Source organism: Streptomyces sp. CB09001, assembly GCF_003369795.1.
Taxonomy (GTDB): domain Bacteria; phylum Actinomycetota; class Actinomycetes; order Streptomycetales; family Streptomycetaceae; genus Streptomyces.
Genome location: NZ_CP026730.1, coordinates 4,758,516 through 4,775,518 on the forward strand (window position 1 = coordinate 4,758,516; position 17,003 = coordinate 4,775,518).

The 17,003-nt window shown below is 72.2% G+C and carries 16 protein-coding genes; 6 read left to right on the top strand and 10 right to left on the bottom strand.

From position 1 onward, the window contains the following. Positions 1 to 62: 62 nt before the first annotated feature. The 4 genes from C4J65_RS22325 to C4J65_RS22340 all read right to left on the bottom strand — a co-directional run bounded on the left by C4J65_RS22325 (position 63) and on the right by C4J65_RS22340 (position 5,651). Positions 63 to 767, bottom strand: a complete 705-nt coding sequence (locus C4J65_RS22325) for a DUF402 domain-containing protein (protein ID WP_115743988.1) — start codon at positions 765 to 767, stop codon at positions 63 to 65. Between the two features lie 88 nt (positions 768 to 855). Then, positions 856 to 2,241: a class II fumarate hydratase gene (locus C4J65_RS22330; protein ID WP_115743989.1), complete on the bottom strand. Its 1,386-nt coding sequence runs from the start codon at positions 2,239 to 2,241 to the stop codon at positions 856 to 858. Positions 2,242 to 2,332: 91 nt separating this feature from the next. Beyond that, complete coding sequence (locus tag C4J65_RS22335; protein WP_115743990.1) at positions 2,333 to 3,790, bottom strand: M28 family peptidase; 1,458 nt, start codon at positions 3,788 to 3,790, stop codon at positions 2,333 to 2,335. A 193-nt stretch (positions 3,791 to 3,983) separates the two neighbouring features. After that, positions 3,984 to 5,651 (bottom strand): fumarate hydratase, encoded by a 1,668-nt coding sequence (locus tag C4J65_RS22340; protein ID WP_162833289.1) that lies wholly within the window; start codon positions 5,649 to 5,651, stop codon positions 3,984 to 3,986. A gap of 220 nt (positions 5,652 to 5,871) precedes the next feature. On the opposite strand from C4J65_RS22340, the gene C4J65_RS22345 reads away from it, so the two are divergent. Both C4J65_RS22345 and C4J65_RS22350 read left to right on the top strand, forming a co-directional pair. Next, positions 5,872 to 6,552, top strand: coding sequence for a DUF1707 domain-containing protein (locus C4J65_RS22345; protein WP_115743992.1), 681 nt, complete (start codon positions 5,872 to 5,874; stop codon positions 6,550 to 6,552). 105 nt (positions 6,553 to 6,657) lie between these two features. Next, positions 6,658 to 7,035, top strand: coding sequence for a WhiB family transcriptional regulator (locus C4J65_RS22350; protein ID WP_003973931.1), 378 nt, complete (start codon positions 6,658 to 6,660; stop codon positions 7,033 to 7,035). A 210-nt stretch (positions 7,036 to 7,245) separates the two neighbouring features. Here the strand turns inward: C4J65_RS22350 and glpX are convergent, their stop codons facing one another. Next, a complete protein-coding gene (gene glpX, locus C4J65_RS22355; RefSeq protein WP_087807460.1) occupies positions 7,246 to 8,277 on the bottom strand; it encodes a class II fructose-bisphosphatase in 1,032 nt (343 codons plus the stop codon). A gap of 135 nt (positions 8,278 to 8,412) precedes the next feature. Between glpX and C4J65_RS22360 the strand changes: the two genes are divergently transcribed. Next, complete coding sequence (locus C4J65_RS22360; RefSeq protein WP_115743993.1) at positions 8,413 to 8,937, top strand: DUF4245 domain-containing protein; 525 nt, start codon at positions 8,413 to 8,415, stop codon at positions 8,935 to 8,937. A gap of 133 nt (positions 8,938 to 9,070) precedes the next feature. Here C4J65_RS22360 and C4J65_RS22365 read toward each other — a convergent pair whose 3' ends face one another. Further along, positions 9,071 to 9,661 (bottom strand): malonic semialdehyde reductase, encoded by a 591-nt coding sequence (locus C4J65_RS22365; protein ID WP_115743994.1) that lies wholly within the window; start codon positions 9,659 to 9,661, stop codon positions 9,071 to 9,073. 516 nt (positions 9,662 to 10,177) lie between these two features. On the opposite strand from C4J65_RS22365, the gene C4J65_RS37090 reads away from it, so the two are divergent. Both C4J65_RS37090 and C4J65_RS22385 read left to right on the top strand, forming a co-directional pair. Further along, positions 10,178 to 11,731 carry a polysaccharide deacetylase family protein gene (locus C4J65_RS37090; protein WP_115743997.1) on the top strand — a complete coding sequence of 518 codons (1,554 nt, stop codon included), beginning with the start codon at positions 10,178 to 10,180 and terminating at the stop codon, positions 11,729 to 11,731. A 108-nt stretch (positions 11,732 to 11,839) separates the two neighbouring features. Continuing rightward, positions 11,840 to 12,058, top strand: a complete 219-nt coding sequence (locus C4J65_RS22385; protein WP_115743998.1) for a DUF4287 domain-containing protein — start codon at positions 11,840 to 11,842, stop codon at positions 12,056 to 12,058. Here C4J65_RS22385 and C4J65_RS22390 read toward each other — a convergent pair. Then, positions 12,055 to 13,011: an NADP-dependent oxidoreductase gene (locus C4J65_RS22390; RefSeq protein ID WP_115746578.1), complete on the bottom strand. Its 957-nt coding sequence runs from the start codon at positions 13,009 to 13,011 to the stop codon at positions 12,055 to 12,057. The two genes, C4J65_RS22385 and C4J65_RS22390, sit on opposite strands and share 4 nt — an antisense overlap. A gap of 67 nt (positions 13,012 to 13,078) precedes the next feature. Here C4J65_RS22390 and C4J65_RS22395 point away from each other — a divergent pair, with 67 nt between their 5' ends. Beyond that, positions 13,079 to 13,693 carry a TetR/AcrR family transcriptional regulator gene (locus C4J65_RS22395; protein ID WP_115743999.1) on the top strand — a complete coding sequence of 205 codons (615 nt, stop codon included), beginning with the start codon at positions 13,079 to 13,081 and terminating at the stop codon, positions 13,691 to 13,693. Between the two features lies 1 nt (position 13,694). Here C4J65_RS22395 and C4J65_RS22400 read toward each other — a convergent pair whose 3' ends face one another. The 3 genes from C4J65_RS22400 to C4J65_RS22410 form a co-directional block, all read right to left on the bottom strand. After that, entirely contained in the window at positions 13,695 to 13,961 is a 267-nt protein-coding gene (locus C4J65_RS22400) for an exodeoxyribonuclease VII small subunit (RefSeq protein ID WP_115744000.1), read from the bottom strand. 9 nt (positions 13,962 to 13,970) lie between these two features. Continuing rightward, positions 13,971 to 15,179: an exodeoxyribonuclease VII large subunit gene (gene xseA / locus C4J65_RS22405; RefSeq protein ID WP_115744001.1), complete on the bottom strand. Its 1,209-nt coding sequence runs from the start codon at positions 15,177 to 15,179 to the stop codon at positions 13,971 to 13,973. A 392-nt stretch (positions 15,180 to 15,571) separates the two neighbouring features. Next, positions 15,572 to 16,960 (bottom strand): APC family permease, encoded by a 1,389-nt coding sequence (locus C4J65_RS22410; RefSeq protein WP_115744002.1) that lies wholly within the window; start codon positions 16,958 to 16,960, stop codon positions 15,572 to 15,574. Positions 16,961 to 17,003 lie beyond the last annotated feature (43 nt).

Consider the following 17,003-nt stretch of genomic DNA (forward strand, 5'->3'; position numbering starts at 1 on the left):
CGCTGCCGCGCTCATTGCGGAGGACGATCCTACGTTTCTTGCCGGGGGGCACATCAAGGGTCTCATGAGGAGACGTGCGCGGGCGTGCGATCCCAGTCCCCCGGCAGCGACGGTACCGGCCACGCCGGATCGGGCCGCCAGTGCTCCCAGCCGTCGGCGAACGGCGACCCCCAGGCACGGATCTCCGCCACCGCGGACCGACCCGCCCGGCGCACCCGCTCGGCCGAGGCGGGGTCCATCAGGCCGTCCCGCCGGGCCTGCGCGAACTCGTCCTCGTCCCGCCAGTGCCAAGTGCGGTCCGGATGGACGGAGATGTCCAGGAAATGGTCCTCCGAGTCGACCCCGCCCTCCCAACGGGTCAGCGGCCGCTCCAGGTTCACGTACCAGTTCTTGAACCGCCAGCCCGGATCCCAGAACAGCCACACCGACCAGGCCTCGCCGGGCCGCGCCAGCTTCAGCACCCCCGTGCCGAACCACCGGTCGCGCTGCACGGCGCGCGGCTTGGTGTAGCGCGTGGCCAGCGGTTCCAGGTGTACGGGCGTGCCGTCGGCCAGGACCGGCTTCACACACTCGGTGCCGGGCGCCAGCCACACGGCGAGCAGGTCGGCGTCGTCCCGTACGACGGTGACGGGGCGCGCGATGTGGACGTGCGGGCCGCCGTTCTCCCGGTACCGCCACAGGATGTGGCTGCCGGGCGCCCAGTGTTCCACCGGGCCCGGCGGGCCCTCCGCCCCCGCCGCCGCGCTCACCGCTTCTCCGTCTGCCATGGAGAGATATTAGGTGCCATGGCCAATCGACGCGCCGAAGATCGCGAGAGCGTGCGCCGGCGTACGCCCCCGTGATCGCCGGGACCTCTCACGGGCGGGTCATCCGCAGCACGTCCAGGGCCTCGTACAGCTGCTCCTTCGTGAGGTCGCCGCGTTCCACGTACCCGCCCTCCAGCACGACCTGGCGGATCGTCCTCCGCTCGGCCAGCGCCTTCTTGGCGACCTTGGCGGCCTCCTCGTACCCGATGTACTTGTTCAGCGGCGTGACCACGGACGGCGAGGACTCGGCGTACTCGCGGGCCCGCTCGGGGTGCGCCACGATCCCGTCCACGGTGCGGTCGGCGAGCAGCCGGGAGACGTTGGCGAGCAGCCGTACCGACTCCAGTACGTTCTTGGCGATGACCGGCAGCATGACGTTCAGCTCGAAGTTGCCCGCCGCGCCCGCCGCGGCGACCGTCGCGTCGTTGCCCGTGACCTGGGCGGCGACCATGAGGACCGCCTCGGGGATCACCGGGTTGACCTTGCCGGGCATGATGGACGAGCCGGGCTGGAGGTCGGGCAGCGAGATCTCCGCGAGTCCGGTGCGCGGCCCGGACGCCATCCAGCGCAGGTCGTTGGCGATCTTCGTCAGTCCGACGCCGATGGTCCGCAGCTGCCCGCTGGTCTCGACGATGCCGTCCCGGGCGCCCTGCGCCTCGAAGTGGTCGCGCGCCTCGGTCAGCGGCAGCCCCGTCGCGCGGGCCACCTCCGCGATGACGGCGGCGGAGAAGCCGGGCGGGGTGTTGATGCCGGTGCCCACGGCGGTGCCGCCCAGCGGCAGCTCGGCGAGGCGGGGGAGCGACGCCCGAAGCCGCTCGATGCCGTACCGCACCTGGGCCGCGTAGCCGCCGAACTCCTGTCCCAGGGTGACGGGTGTGGCGTCCATGAGGTGCGTACGCCCGGACTTCACCACGTCGGCGAACTCCACCGCCTTGCGCTCCAGGGCGCCGGCGAGGTGGTCCAGGGCCGGGACCAGGTCGCGGGTGACGGCGGCGGTGGCGGCGATGTGGATCGAGGACGGGAAGACGTCGTTGGACGACTGGGAGGCGTTGACGTGGTCGTTGGGATGCACGTCGCGGCCGAGCCGTTCACTCGCCAGGGTGGCGACGACCTCGTTGGTGTTCATGTTGGACGAGGTCCCGGACCCGGTCTGGAACACGTCGACGGGGAAGTGCTCGTCCCACTTCCCCTCGGCGACCTCGGCGGCCGCCTCCCGGATCGCGTCGGCGACATCCCGGTCGAGCACGCCCAGCTCGGCGTTGACCTTCGCCGCCGCGCCCTTGATCCGCGCGAGCGCCTCGATGTGCGCGCGCTCGATGCGCTGCCCGGAGACGGGGAAGTTCTCGACGGCGCGCTGTGTCTGGGCGCGCCACTTGGCGTCCGCGGGGACGCGGACCTCGCCCATGGAGTCGTGCTCGATGCGGTATTCGCTCATACCGGGTACAGCGTGCGGGGCGACGCGGATGTTCCGGGGCCGGGCCGAACGGGTGCCGGGTGACGCCGTGATCCGGCACCCGCCCGGCGGGTCAGCCCGCCAGCAGGCTCACGTCGTCCAGGACGAAGCTCGTCTGCAGGCTGCCGTCCTCGCTGCCGGTGAAGCTCAGGGCCACCTGCCGGCCGGCGTGGGCGCCGAGGTCGACCGTGCGCTGCACGTAGCCGTCGCGGGCGTCCGCGTTGGACAGGGTGGCGAGCGTGGTGCCGTCGGCCTTCACCTTGAAGGTGTCGTACGCCGTCGTCCCCGACTCGTCGGTGTCGATGTGCAGCCAGTACGTCAGCCGGGTGCATCCGGTCGGCACGGTCACCGTCTGGCCGACCGACTCGGTGTGCGTGGAACCGTAGCCGGCCAGCCAGGAGAAGCGGGTCCCGGTGTGCGCCGACTGGCCCGAGTGGGCGCCGATGGTGCCGGTGTCCCCGGTCCACGGCGAGCTGCCGCTCTCGAAACCGCCGTTGGCGACGGGGTCGGTGTCGCAACCGCCGCCCCCGTCGTCGCCGGTGCCCACGGCGCGCTGCCAGATGGTGTACGCGATGCCGTCCGACGCCCGGTCCAGGCCGGTGGTGTTGATGTTGTCCAGGTTGTCGCACGACCGGTGGTAGCAAGGGTCGTACGAGGAGCCGGCGGTGCCGCCCCACTTGGCGGCCTGTGCGGAGGTCTTGCGGGCACCGGCGCCCATCGCGTAGCCGGAGGTCGGGATGCCGTACTGCTCGAAGGAGTAGTCGTCGCTGCGCCCGGCGCCCTCGGTGTTCTCCTCGGGCTGCAGGCCCAGCGAGTCCCAGTACGCCTTCATCGGCGCGGCGGCGGCCGAGGTGACGTGGTTGACGAAGTAGCCGCCGTTGGTGGAGGCGACCATGTCGAAGTTGTAGTACGCCGCGATGGCGGACCGCTGCGCCGAGGAGAGCGAGCGGACGTAGAAGTCGGAGCCGTTGAGGCCCTGTTCCTCGTCGGTCCACCAGGCGAAGCGGACCCGGGCCTTCATCGTCGGGTTCTGCCGCGCCAGGGTCAGGGCGTTCTCCAGGAGGGCGGCCGAGCCCGATCCGTTGTCGTTCATTCCGGGGCCCGCCGAGACGCTGTCGAGGTGGGCGCCGAACATGTACACATTGCCTGCGTCGCCGTGCGGCCACTCGGCGATCAGGTTGGGGCCGGCGCCGCTGCTGCAACCGGAGGAGCACGGCTGCTCGGTGACGGTGTAACCGGCCGCCTGCAGCTTGCCCTTCACGTAGGCGACGGAGTCGCGGTACCCCTGGCCGGCCGAGTGGCGGGTGCCGCCGTTGCGTCCGGCTATGGAGTGCAGTTCGGTCAGGTGCGCCTTCACCTTCGTCACGTCGACGTCGGGCGACTGGGCGGTGGGCGCGGAGCCGGCGGCGACGGCGGGGAGTGTGCCGAGACCGAGCACGACGGCGAGGGACAGGCTCGCCACGGCGAATCTTCGTTTCACCTTGGTCCTCCAGAAGTGGCTGAGGGGTGGCCACGCAGGGCAGGTACGCATGGCATGTCCATGTCGGAGCGGCGAAAGACTCACAGTGCGAGCCGGGGCAGTCAATGGAACGGACGCCCGGAACGGCAGGTTGTCCGAAAGATGAACCACATGTCCGTTATCCGGACATGAGGGGAGAGGCCAAAGGCCGGCCCGGACGGGTCCGGACCGGCCTTTCGCCGAGCGAGCGGAGGAGCGAGGCGGGTTACGCCAGGCCCGGCCCCCGTACCGGAATCGTCGTGAACGTCGGCGCGGGCGCCGGGTCCTGGAAGAAGTCGTTGCCCTTGTCGTCCACCACGACGAACGCCGGGAAGTCCTCGACCTCGATCTTCCAGACCGCCTCCATGCCGAGCTCCTCGTACTCGACGACCTCGACCTTCTTGATGCAGTCCTGCGCGAGCCGCGCCGCGGGCCCGCCGATCGAGCCCAGGTAGAAGCCGCCGTGCGCGTCGCACGCGGCGGTGACCTGCTTGCTCCGGTTGCCCTTGGCCAGCATCACCTTGGAGCCGCCCGCCGCCTGGAACTGCTCCACGTAGGAGTCCATGCGCCCGGCCGTGGTCGGGCCGAAGGAGCCGGAGGCGTACCCCTGGGGCGTCTTGGCCGGACCCGCGTAGTACACCGGGTGGTCCTTCAGGTACTGCGGCATCTCCTCGCCCGCGTCCAGCCGCTCCTTGATCTTGGCGTGCGCGATGTCGCGGGCCACCACCAGCGGGCCGGTGAGCGACAGGCGGGTCTTGACCGGGTGCTTGGTCAGCTCGGCGAGGATGTCGTCCATCGGCCGGTTGAGGTCGATCTTCACGACGTCACCGTCGGCGTCGAGGTGCTCGTCCGTCGTCTCCGGCAGGAACCGGGCCGGGTCGGTCTCCAGCTGCTCCAGGAACACGCCCTCGGCGGTGATCTTCGCGACCGCCTGCCGGTCGGCCGAGCAGGACACCGCGATGGCGACCGGGCAGGACGCCCCGTGCCGCGGCAGCCGCACCACGCGGACGTCGTGGCAGAAGTACTTGCCGCCGAACTGCGCGCCGATGCCGATCCTCTGCGTCAGCTCGAAGACCTTCTCCTCCAGCTCCTTGTCCCGGAAGCCGTGCCCGAGCTCCGAGCCTTCGGCCGGGATCTCGTCCAGGTAGTGCGCGGAGGCGTACTTCGCGGTCTTCAGCGCGTACTCGGCCGACGTGCCGCCGACGACGATCGCCAGGTGGTACGGCGGGCAGGCGGCCGTGCCGAGCGAGCGGATCTTCTCCTCCAGGAACTTCATCATGGAGGACTCGTTCAGGACGGCCTTCGTCTCCTGGTAGAGGAACGACTTGTTGGCCGAGCCGCCGCCCTTCGCCATGAACAGGAACTTGTAGGCGCCGCCGTCGGTCGCGTACAGCTCGATCTGGGCCGGGAGGTTGGAGCCGGTGTTCTTCTCCTCCCACATGGTGAGCGGAGCCATCTGCGAGTAACGCAGGTTCAGGTTCTTGTACGCGTCGTAGATGCCCCGGCTCAGGGCCTCCTCGTCGCCGCCCGCGGTGAGCACGTTCTGGCCCCGCTTGCCCATGACGATCGCCGTGCCGGTGTCCTGGCACATCGGCAGCACGCCCGCCGCCGCGATGTTCGCGTTCTTCAGCAGGTCCAGGGCGACGAACTTGTCGTTGCCGGACGCCTCCGGGTCGTCGATGATGCGGCGCAGCTGCGCCAGGTGGGCCGGGCGCAGGTAGTGCTGGATGTCGTGAACGGCCTCCTCTGCCAGCTTGCGCAGGGCCTCCGACTCCACCTTGAGGAACGTCCGCCCGTCGGCCTCGAAGGTGGAGACACCCTCGGCGGTCACCAGCCGGTACGGAGTGGTGTCCTCGCCCTGGGGGAGCAGATCGGTGTACGCGAACTCAGGCATCTCGCCCATTCCTCACTCGACATCACGCGCGGCTGGATTCCTCAGCAACGACGGCTGGCCTCCGTTGGCAGCGCCAACCAGCCTAAAACCTGCCGACGGCGCCGAGCTTGTGAGGTAAGGCTCAGTGGGCTCCGGCCCCGGGACCGGCCCCGGCCCCGGTCCGAGACAAGGTTGTCCACAGGGCTAGTCGCGATCTATCGCGTTTCGGTACGCTACTGACGTGGACCTCCAGAAGCACGCCCCAGCCGCCCCGCGCACCTCCGAGCTGCGCGCCTCGGACGCCGACCGCGACCGCGTCGCCGACATGCTGCGCGAGGCCCTCGCCGAGGGACGGCTCACCGCCGACGAGCACGCCGAGCGCGTCGAGGGCGTGCTGGCCGCCAAGACCGTCGGCGAGCTGGACGTCTTCGTGCGGGACCTGCCCGCCGCCCATCGCGGCCGGGACACCACCGCCCCGGCCCCGCACCACCCCACCGCCGGCGCCATCCCGACGGAACCCGACGAGAACGTGGTGGCGGTCTTCAGCAGCGCCGTGCGCAAGGGCCGCTGGCGCGCGAACCGCCGCATCCACGCCTACGCGGTCTTCGGCAGCGTCGAGATCGACCTCAGCGAGGCGGTCTTCGAGTACCAGCAGGTGGTCATCAAGGCGTTCTCCGTCTTCGGCAGCGTCGAGGTGCGCGTCCCGGAGAACGTGTCGGTGCGCGGCGCGGGCGGCAGCGTGCTGGGCAGCTTCGAGGTCCACACCCTCGACTCCAGCGAGGCCGAGGCTCCCGTCATCTACATAGACGGCTGGGCCGTACTGGGCAGCGTGGAGGCCCGCCCCAAGCGCGGCAAGGTCGTCGCCGACATCCTCGACCGGGTGCACCGGCGGGTCGAGAAGGGTTTGCGCAAGCACCTGTAGCGCGGCACCGGCAGCGGTTGGGAACCCAGTGCATAGGCGCGCGTACAACGGGTAAGCCTTGACGCATCGTCTCTCGCTAGCGAAGCCGTCGTCAGGAGTAGACCCGTGCTGCAACCGCCGCATTCGTCCCTGCAGGTAGCTGCCGTTCCGGCCCAGCGGGTGCCCGTGCGGGACAGGGACCAAGACGCTCCCTGGCACACCGAGGCGGTGTGCCGGCGCGACGAGGCCGGACTGTTCTTCGCCCCCTCCAAGGAACCGACCGCCGCCCGGCTCTCCCGCGAAGAGGCCGCCAAGCGCGTCTGCGCGCGCTGTCCGGTCATGGTCGAGTGCCGCGAGCACGCCCTGTTGCAGCCCGAGCCCTACGGCGTCTGGGGCGGCCTCACGGCCGCCGAGCGCCGCGTGGTCCTCGCCCGGCGCCGCCGCCGCGACGTGGAACTCAAGAACGCCGCCCGCACGACGGGCCGCATAGCGGCGGCCGGTTAGAACCCGGACACGCAGAAGGGCACCCTCTCCGCACAGAGGGTGCCCTTTCTGCGGCTGCGCCTCGTGGACGCGACCGACGGCGCCTCCCGGTGCCGGGGGCCGCAGCCGGCCCAAGGGGCGCGGGGAACTGCGCGACCAGCCACGACGGCGCCGCACCCGCCCCACGACAGGCACCCCCGACTCAATGGGCGCCCCGCGAAACCGACGGAGTCACTTCGCCCGGTCGAAATCCACCGCGCTGTACGCCCGCAGCTTGCTCAGCCGGTGCTCGGAGTCGATCCGCCGCACCGTCCCCGACTTGGACCGCATCACGATCGAGTCGGTCGTCGCCGTCTCCGAGCGGTACCGCACCCCGCGCAGCAGCTCGCCGTCCGTGATACCGGTCGCGACGAAGAAGACGTTGTCCCCGGAGACCAGGTCGTCGGTGGTCAGCACCCGGTCCAGGTCGTGCCCGGCGTCCACCGCGCGCTGCCGCTCCTCGTCGTCCTTGGGCCACAGCTTGCCCTGGATGGTGCCGCCCAGGCACTTCACGGCGCAGGCCGAGATGATGCCCTCCGGCGTGCCACCGATGCCGAGCAGCAGGTCGATGCCGGTGCCCTCGCGCAGGGCCAGGATGGAGCCGGCCACGTCGCCGTCGGAGATCAGCTTGATCCGGGCGCCGGTCTCCCGGACCTCCTTGATGAGGCCCTGGTGCCGCGGCCGGTCGAGGATGACGACCGTGACGTCTTCCGGCGTGCGCCGCTTGGCCTTGGCGATCCGGCGGATGTTCACGGCCACGGGCGCGTTGATGTCGACGAAGTCGGCGGCCTCGGGACCCGTGACGAGCTTGTCCATGTAGAAGACCGCGGACGGGTCGAACATGGAGCCGCGCTCGGCCGCGGCCAGCACCGCGATCGCGTTGGTCATGCCGTTGGCGGTCAGCGTGGTGCCGTCGATCGGGTCGACGGCGATGTCGACCTCGGCCCCGGTGCCGTCGCCGACCCGCTCCCCGTTGAAGAGCATCGGGGCCTCGTCCTTCTCGCCCTCGCCGATGACGACGACGCCGTTCATCGAGACGGTGTGGACGAGGGTCCGCATGGCGCGCACCGCGGCACCGTCGGCGCCGTTCTTGTCACCGCGCCCGACCCAGCGGCCCGCGGCCATCGCCGCGGCCTCGGTGACCCGCACGAGCTCCATGGCGAGGTTGCGGTCGGGGGCCTCCGAGGGGACGTCCAGCTCGGACGGGAGATGATGCTCGGTCATCGGAACGCACCTTTCTGATACGACGACGGCCGGATGAGGGTATGGCCACGACTCTATCGTCAGTCCGACAAAATGAGCAGGGGACCCCACGTATGAGCGGAGCGGGCACCTGCGACGATAGGGGGCGTGGCAGGTATGAAAGGCAAGCAGAAGTCGGCCCGGGACATGATTCTGTCCCTCGGGGTCATCGTCCTCGCGGCGGGCGTGATCTGGATCTTCATCCCGCACGACGACGGCGAACCGGACGTCAAGCGGGTCGACTACCGGGTCGAACTGCTGACCGCGCAGCGCGCCGCGTCGTACCCGGTGGCGGCGCCCGAGGGGCTGTCCGAGGACTGGAAGCCGACCTCCGTGCGCTTCCGGGGCGACGACTCCGACGCCTGGCACCTGGGGTTCCGGGCCCCGGACGGCGAGTACGTGGCGGTCGAGCAGTCCACGAAGAAGCCGGCCACGTTCATCCACGACGCCAGCCAGGGCGGGCAGGTGACCGAGCGGACCGAGGAGATCGGCGGCCGGACCTGGACGCGGTACACGGGCGGCCGGTACGACGCGCTGGTGCTGGACGGCACCGGCGACATGAAGGGCGCGACGACGGTCGTGGCCGGCACCGGATCGTTCGAACAGCTCGGCAAGATGGCGGCGGCCCTGAAACTGGCCTGACCGGCCACCGGCCACGGGTCACGGGTCACGGGTCACCGCCACGGGTCACCGGCCGCACGGCCCGGTCCGCACAGCACGACGAAGCCCCCGGCAGCTCGCCGGGGGCTTCGTCATGCGTGCGGTGCCGCGCGCCTCAGACCGTGGTGACGACCTGGTCGTAGGCCAGCCGCGGGGAGCGCGGGAACCAGGCGTCCGGGCCCGGACGGCCGATGTTCACGACCATCAGCGGAGTGTGGTCGTCGTCCAGGAACTCCTTGCGCACGCCCTCGAAGTCGAGGCCGGTCATCGGTCCGGCGGCCAGACCGGCGGCGCGGACGCCGACGATGAAGTACGCGGCCTGGAGGGCGGCGTTCAGGGTGGCCGCGCCCTCGCGGACCGGGCGCTCGCTGAAGAACGCGTCCTTCGCGGCGGGGAAGTGCGGGAACAGCTCGGGGAGTTCCTCGTGGAACTCGTTGTCGGCGGACAGGATCGCGACCAGCGGGGCGGTGGCCGTCTTGGGCTGGTTGCCCTCGGCCATGTGGGCGACCAGGCGCTCGCGGGCCTCGGGGGAGCGGACCAGCGTGATGCGCAGCGGCGACTGGTTGAAGGCGGTCGGGCCGTACTTGACCAGGTCGTAGATGGCCTGCACCTGCTCGTCGGTCACCGGCTCGTCGGTGAAGGTGTTCGCGGTGCGGGCCTCGCGGAACAGCAGGTCCTGGGCGGCGGGGTCAAGAACGAGAGACATGCGTGATCTTTCTCCGGGGGTGCGTCGGCTCCGCGCGGTGTGGGGGCCGGGGGCCGTTGACGCCGACGACACTACGGCAAAGAAGTTCAAGCTTCAACCAAAACGGGATTGCGGTGATCCGCTTCACACGTCCGCCCGAGTGAAGGGACCCTGGCGTGTGCGGCGGCACGTGTGTCGGGAGGACCGGCCTCTGCGCGGTGCGCCTGTATGACCGTCTGCCTCCTCCACCTCGCCTACAGCCGCTACGACGGCCCGGCGTACGCCCGCTGCGCAGCCGCCCGCGCCACGCCGAGGCATTCCCCGCCCTGCCCGCGCGGCCCCGGGTGAGCCTGCTGTCCTGCTGCGTACTCGCCTGGCTGCTGCCGTACGCCCTGCTCACGCTGCGCCGCGGCGTCTGGTCGAGGAGTGCCGCATGAGAATCCTGCTGCGCGGACTGGGCCGCTCACTCGCCGTCGGCCTCACGTGCGCCGCCGTCGCCCTGGTCTACGTGTTCGTCGTCACCCGGGGACGGTGGATGTGAGAAGCGACGGTTCCAGTGGAAACCGGCCCCGTCGGACGCCGGGAGGGCGCCCCCTGCTGCGGGCCGCCCTCGGACTGCTCACGGCGGCCGTCGTGGCCCTGCCCTTCACCGTCGCCTGGCAGTACGACGCCCTACGGAGCGCGGTGGCCGAACAGACCGCGCCCCCCGTCTCCCCAGACGGCCGATCCGGCCCCGGCGCGGACGCCGAGGCGGCGCCCGCCGGAAACGCGCCCGTGGTCCTCGCCTACCACGACGTCGGCCCCGACGACCGCAGCCGCTACACCGTCTCCCCGGAGCATTTCGACGCCCAGCTGCGCGCCCTGCGCGACGCCGGCTACCGCACGCTGACCACCCGGGAGTTCACCGACTTCCTGCGCACCGGCCGCTCCCCGGGACCGCGCACCGTCCACCTCACCTTCGACGACGGCACGCACGGGCTGTGGACGCACGCCGACCCGGTCCTGGCCGGGTACGGAATGAAGGCGGCCGCCTACCTGATCACCGGACAGGTGGGCACTCACCGGCCGTACTACCTGTCCTGGCCCGAGGTGGAACGGATGGCCCGGTCGGGGCGCTGGGACTTCCAGGCCCACACCCACCTCAGCCACGAACGGGCGGCGGTGGACGCCGCCGGAAACGAGCGGTCGGTGTTCACCAACCGGCTGTGGCTCGCGGACGAGGGGCGCGTGGAGACCTCCGACGAGTACCGGCGACGGGTCGCGGCGGACCTCGACCGGTCGATCCGCGACCTCGTGCGGCACGGCCTGCCCCGCCCGCGGCTCTTCGCCTACCCCTTCTCGGAACGCCTCGACGAGTCCAACCTGGGCGCGCGCGACGCCGGCGCCCTGCGCTCCATGCTGCGGGAGCGTTTCACGGCCACGCTCACCAACAGCGCGGCGCGTCCGCTGCCGGCCGGGCCGCGTGCGGCCGCCGCCGGACAGGTGCAGCGCCTCGAGGTCACCCGGGACACCACCGCGGCCGGTCTGCTGCGCGAACTGGCCCGCCGGGCCACGGTGACGCCCCAGGACGCCGACCGGCCGCTGTCCCACCCGGCGCACTGGCGGACGACCGGCGCCACCGAGCAGGCCGGGCCCGGGATGCTCACCGGCGACAGCCGTCCCCCGGCCGGCACCGCGTACGCCTCGGCCGACTACCGCCCGATCGCCACCGCCGACTGGACCCACTACCGTCTGCGCGCCGCCGTCGGCGGTCTGCACGGCACCTCCAACAGCGCCGGCATCACCTTGCGGGCGGGCAGCGGACATCCCGTGTCGCTCTCCGTCGGCCACCACACGGCGAGCCTCACCACTGACGACCCGGAGGGAACCGGCGACCGGCGGAGCTGCCGCCTGAAGCCGTCCGCCACCCACCGGATCACCGTCTCCGTGACCCCGCGGCACGTGCGGGTGAACGTCGACGGCGAGAGCTGCGCGGCGGTCCGCGCGGGCCGGTGGCGGGTCGCGGAGGGCGCCGGGGGCTTCTCGCTCAGTGTGCGCAACGACGGGCCGGAGCGGCAGTGGCCCCGCTTCACCTCGCTGAAGGTCGGGTGACACGCATCACACGCGGTCGCCGATCATTTCCCGCGCCGGCCGCGGTCCGAAGGGCACATCACCACACGTGACCCGTACCCCGTACCTCGTCCCAGGGAGCGCATCGACATGACCGCCGCAGTGAAGGGCCCGGCCTCGTACTTCCCGTCCATCGAGAAGAAGTACGGCCGCCCGGTCGCGGAGTGGAAGGACCTCGTCCGGTCCTCGCCGCTCACCAAGCACATGGAACTCGTCGCCTGGCTCAAGACCGAGCACGGCCTGGGCCACGGGCACGCCAACGCGCTCGTCGCACACACCCTGGCCGAGGACGCGGCGAAGGAGGGCTAGAGGTCGATGACGACCTTGCCCCGCACGTGCCGGCCGGCCTGGAGCTCGACCGCGCGGCGGATCTGGTCGACCGGGAAGCTCGCCGCGAGGGGCACCCGGATGTGGCCCGCGGCGACCAGGCGGGCGATCTCCTCCAGGGCGCCGCGGGCCGCGTTCGCGCCGTTGGCCGCCGGTACGCCGTCGACCTGCCCGGCGATGGTGCAGATGCGGCCGTCCGGGACGCCCAGTTCCCTGGCGGCGTGCACCGTCTCCGTCCCGTGCAGATCGAGGGCGGCGGTGACGCCGCCGGGAGCGAGGGCCCGGACCCGGTCGGCCAGTCCGTCGCCGTAGACGACCGGCTCGGCCCCGAGGCCGCGCAGGAAATCGGACGATGCCGCCGATCCCGTCCCGATGACGCGCGCTCCCGCGCTCCGGGCCAGTTGGACGGCGAACACCCCGACCCCGCCCCCCGCGCCGCCGATCAGCACGGTGTCGTCCGGGCCGGGACCGACCACGGCGAGGGCGGCGGATGCCGTGCGGCCGGCGATCGTGAGGGTGGCGGCCGTGCGGTCGTCGACGCCGTCGGGGGTGTGGTACGCCTCGTTCGCCGCGGTCTGCCCGGCCGGGTCGATCACCACGAAGTCGGCGACGGCGCGGGAGAGGGCGCTGCCGAACACCCGGTCGCCCGGCGCGAAGCCGGTCACGCCCTCACCGGCCTGGTCGACCACTCCCGCGTAGTCGGTCCCGAACCCGGCCGGAAGGCTCAGGCCGAACCGCGCGGCGGTGTCCGCGTCGGACGTCATGAACCAGTCCATCGGGTTCAGACCGGCCGCGGTGACCCGCACCCGGACCTGCCCCGGGCCTGCCTGCGGAGCGGGAACCTCGCGGATGTCCAGTACTTCGGGGCCGCCGAAGGAATCGAGCCGGACCGCCCTGCTCCTGGCCGTCGGCGACTGATCGCTCTGTTCTCGCACGGACGTCATGGAGACCTGTCTCCTTGGGATTGGGGGAGTGCCGGTAAACGGACTATGCTCCGTTTACATGAATGACCGTAACACAAACGGAGCGCGATCCGTTTCGAGTGGAGCGGAGACGCGCGTGTCACGGGCCGACGCGACCCGCAACCGCGACCAGTTGCTCGCGGTCGCGACCCGCGTGTTCGGGTCGGCGGACGCCGAGCCGTCGATGCGGGCGATCGCCCGCGAGGCCGGGGTCGGCATCGCCACGCTCTACCGGCACTTCCCGACGCGCGAGTCGCTGGTCGACGCGGTCTACCGGGACCAGGTCGTGCGGCTGACGACCGGCGCCCGCGAGCTGCTCGGCGAGCTGCCCCCGGCTGCTGCCATGCGGCGCTGGATGGACCTGTTCGGGGACTGGATCGCGACCAAGAACGGCATGCTCGACACGCTGCTCGCGATGGTCGAGTCGGGCGAGATCGCCCATGCGCGGACCCGGACCGAGCTGCTGACCGCCATCACCACGATCCTTGACGCCGGCCGCGCGGCGGGCGACCTCCGCTCCGACGTCGGCGCCGAAGACATCGCCGCCTCTCTCATCGGCATCTTCACCGTGGCTCCCCGGCCGGAGCACGAGGCCAAGGCCGGGCGCCTGCTGAACCTCCTGATGGACGGCCTCCGGGCCGCCCGGCCGGCCTGAACTAGGGCGTGCCGTCGCTCCCGGCGGCCGCGTCCTGCGGGCCCGCCTCCTCCTCGGCCAGCGCCGCGTCCAGGCGGGCCCGGGCGCCGTCCAGCCGGCGGCGGCACACCTTCGCCAGCTCCTCGCCCCGCTCCCACAGGGCGAGGGACTCCTCCAGCGTCGTCCCGCCGGCCTCCAGCCGCCGGACGACGTCGATCAGCTCGTCCCGCGCCTGCTCGTACCCGAGCGCCTCGGACATCGCCGTCGGCTGCTCCACCTCGCTGGTCATCCACCCACCCTATGCGTCGACTCGTACGGAGAAATCGCCCTCGGAGACCCGCGCCCGCAGCGTCTCGCCGGGCGCCACCTCGGCGGGGTCGCGAACCGCGTGGCCGTCGGCCCGCTGGAGCACCGCGTACCCGCGCTTGAGGGTCGCGGCGGGGGAGAGCGCCACCACGCGCGCGTGCGTGTGCGTCAGCTCGGAGTCGGCCCGGTCGAGGTGGTGCCGCAGCGAACGGCGGCCCCGCTCCAGCAGCGCCGTCACCTGCTCCGCCCGCTCCTCGATCATCCGGTGCGGATCCTGTATCGACGGCCGGGCCAGTGCGTGGGCCAGCCCGCGCTCCTCGCGGTCGACGAACGCCGCCACGCACCGCCGGGCGCGGTCCCGCAGCAGCCGTACCCGCTCGTACTCCTCGCCGACGTCCGGCACGACCTTCTTCGCGGCGTCGGTGGGCGTGGAGGCGCGCAGGTCGGCGACCAGGTCGAGCAGCGGGCTGTCCGGCTCGTGGCCGATCGCCGAGACGACCGGCGTGCGGCAGGCGGCGACCGCCCGCACCAACTGCTCGTCGGAGAACGGCAGCAGATCCTCCACGCTGCCGCCGCCCCGCGCGACGACGATCACGTCCACGTCGTCCCGCGCGTCCAGCTCCTTCACCGCCTGCACCACCTGCGGCACCGCGTGCACGCCCTGCACCGGGACGTTGCGCACCTCGAAGCGGACGGCGGGCCAGCGGTGCCGGGCGTTCTCCAGGACGTCCCGCTCGGCCGCGGACGCCCGCCCGCACACCAGGCCGATCAGCTGCGGCAGGAACGGCAGCGGCTTCTTCCGCTCCGCCGCGAACAGCCCCTCGCGCGCGAGCGCCTTCTTCAGCTGCTCCAGCCGCGCCAGCAGCTCACCGACGCCCACCGGCTTGATCTCGGCGGCCCGCAGCGACAACTGCCCCCGCGGCGCGTACCACTCCGGCTTCGCGTGCACGACCACCCGCGCGCCCTCGCCGACCACGTCCGCCACGGCGTCGAAGACCTGCCGGTAGCAGGTCACGCTCACGGAGATGTCGTACGACGGGTCGCGCAGCGTCAGGAACACCACACCGGCGCCCGGCCGCCGCGACAACTGGGTGATCTGCCCTTCGACCCAGACCGCGCCGAGCCGGTCGATCCAGCCCCCGATCAGCCGGGACACCTCGCCCACGGGCAGCGGGCTTTCGGGGGTCGAGTTGGCAGCCATGCGCCCGAGCGTAACGGCCGGGTCCGACAATCCGGCTCCCGCGAGCCCGTTCCCTCACCCGCCGACCGCACCACAGCCCCGGCCCGCCCCGGCCTCCCCGCCCCGCCGTCTCTCCGCCGCCGCGACCGTCGTCCCCGAGGCGCCGGCCTTTCAGTCCGTGCCGGGCTTGTGTTCCCGTGGCCGTGGGACTCGCGGCCGTGGCCCTTCGGCCGGCGCCGGGCCCGTGTCCCCGCTTCCGTCGTCCTTGCGTCGCCGGCCATTCGGCTCGCGCCGAGCCGGTGTCACCGCGCCCATGGGTCCTTCGGGTCCGGCTCTGAGCCGCGCCGGGCCGATGTCCCGGTGGCCCGGCCTTTCGGCCCGCGCCGAGCCGGTGTGCGGGCGCGGCCCACGCCTTACGCCCCCGTCGTCTCCGCGTCCCTTTCCCTCCGACCCCTCCACTGCACCGCCAGCACCACGAGTCCCACGGCCAGCCAGATCGCCCCGACCACCTGGGCCGTCCCCGACGCCTCCACGATCACCGCGATCGTGATCGCGGCGCCGAGCACCGGCACCAGCAGATGCCGCCACCAGGTCACCCGGCCCCCGCCGCGCCGCACCACGAACCAGCCGACCACGCTGGCGTGCAGCAGCGTGAACGCGGTCAGCGCGCCGACGTCGACCACCGAGACCAGGTGGTCGAGACCGTCGTCCCGGCGCGCCGCCCACACCGCCGCCGCCATCGTGATCACCGCCGACACCAGCAGCGCCACGCGCGGCACCCCGGCGTCCGTCCGCGACAGCGCGCCCGGCAGCCGCCGGTCGCGGCCCATCGCGAACAGCAGCCGCCCGGCCGCCGCCTGCCCGGCCAGCGCCGCGAACGCCGCGCCGATCGCCTTGCTCACCGCCACCAGATCGTGCAGCCACGTGCCCACCGACGCGTCCACGGCGTCGTAGAACGCCGACCCCTGCCGCTCCGGCTCCGCCGCCAGCTCGGCCGACGACACCGGCTCGAGAAGCGCCACCAGATACGTCTGCGCCACGAACAGCACGCCCGCCAGCGCCAGGCAGAACAGCAGCGCCCGCGCGACCTTCGCCGAACCGCCCGTGACCTCCTCGGCGAACGTGGCGATCGCGTCGAATCCCAGGTACGACAGCACCGCCACCGACACCGCGCCGACCACCGCCGACAGCGCGAACGCCCCCTGCGTGCCGTCCCCCGACAGCGGTGACAGCCAGTCGCGCTCGGCCCCGTCCTGCGCCAGGACCACGATCGCCGTGATCACGAAGACGACGAGTACGACGATCTCCATGGCAAGCACCAGGAAGCCCACCCGGGCCGCCGTCCGCACCCCCCACAGGTTCAGCAGCGTCGTCACGACCACCGCGATCGCCGTCCACACCCACCGCGACACCTCCGGGACGAGCGCCTCCATCGCGATGCCGGAGAACAGGTACGCCACCGCCGGGATGAGGACGTAGTCCAGCATCGCCATCCAGCCGGCGATGAACCCCGCCCCGTTGCCGAGCCCCGCGCGCGCGTAGGCGAACACCGACCCCGCCTGGGGGACCACCCGCACCATCTGCGCGTAGCTGAACGCGGTGAACGCCATCGCGACCGTGGCGACGAGGTAGACGAGCGCGACCGCACCGTGCGACTTGGCGTCCAGCGTGCCGAACACGCCGACCGGCGCCATGGGCGCGATGAACAGCAGCCCGTAGACGACCAGGTCCCTGAAGCCGAGACTGCGCCTCAGCTGCTGTTCCCCACCGGCCCCCGGGGCCGTCGTACCGCTCTGCGCCATGGTGCCTCCGCCAGTGCCTCGGTCCTCGCCCCGGTTTCCGCTT

Bases quoted from the DNA above. Each gene is read 5' to 3' on its own strand.
- C4J65_RS22325 (WP_115743988.1), bottom strand. From the start codon at position 767: ATGGCAGACGGAGAAGCGGTGAGCGCGGCGGCGGGGGCGGAGGGCCCG.
- C4J65_RS22330 (WP_115743989.1), bottom strand. From the start codon at position 2,241: ATGAGCGAATACCGCATCGAGCACGACTCCATGGGCGAGGTCCGCGTC.
- C4J65_RS22335 (WP_115743990.1), bottom strand. From the start codon at position 3,790: ATGCGTACCTGCCCTGCGTGGCCACCCCTCAGCCACTTCTGGAGGACC.
- C4J65_RS22340 (WP_162833289.1), bottom strand. From the start codon at position 5,651: ATGCCTGAGTTCGCGTACACCGATCTGCTCCCCCAGGGCGAGGACACC.
- glpX (WP_087807460.1), bottom strand. From the start codon at position 8,277: ATGACCGAGCATCATCTCCCGTCCGAGCTGGACGTCCCCTCGGAGGCC.
- C4J65_RS22360 (WP_115743993.1), top strand. From the start codon at position 8,413: ATGAAAGGCAAGCAGAAGTCGGCCCGGGACATGATTCTGTCCCTCGGG.
- C4J65_RS22365 (WP_115743994.1), bottom strand. From the start codon at position 9,661: ATGTCTCTCGTTCTTGACCCCGCCGCCCAGGACCTGCTGTTCCGCGAG.
- C4J65_RS22385 (WP_115743998.1), top strand. From the start codon at position 11,840: ATGACCGCCGCAGTGAAGGGCCCGGCCTCGTACTTCCCGTCCATCGAG.
- C4J65_RS22395 (WP_115743999.1), top strand. From the start codon at position 13,079: ATGAATGACCGTAACACAAACGGAGCGCGATCCGTTTCGAGTGGAGCG.
- C4J65_RS22400 (WP_115744000.1), bottom strand. From the start codon at position 13,961: ATGACCAGCGAGGTGGAGCAGCCGACGGCGATGTCCGAGGCGCTCGGG.
- xseA (WP_115744001.1), bottom strand. From the start codon at position 15,179: ATGGCTGCCAACTCGACCCCCGAAAGCCCGCTGCCCGTGGGCGAGGTG.
- C4J65_RS22410 (WP_115744002.1), bottom strand. From the start codon at position 16,960: ATGGCGCAGAGCGGTACGACGGCCCCGGGGGCCGGTGGGGAACAGCAG.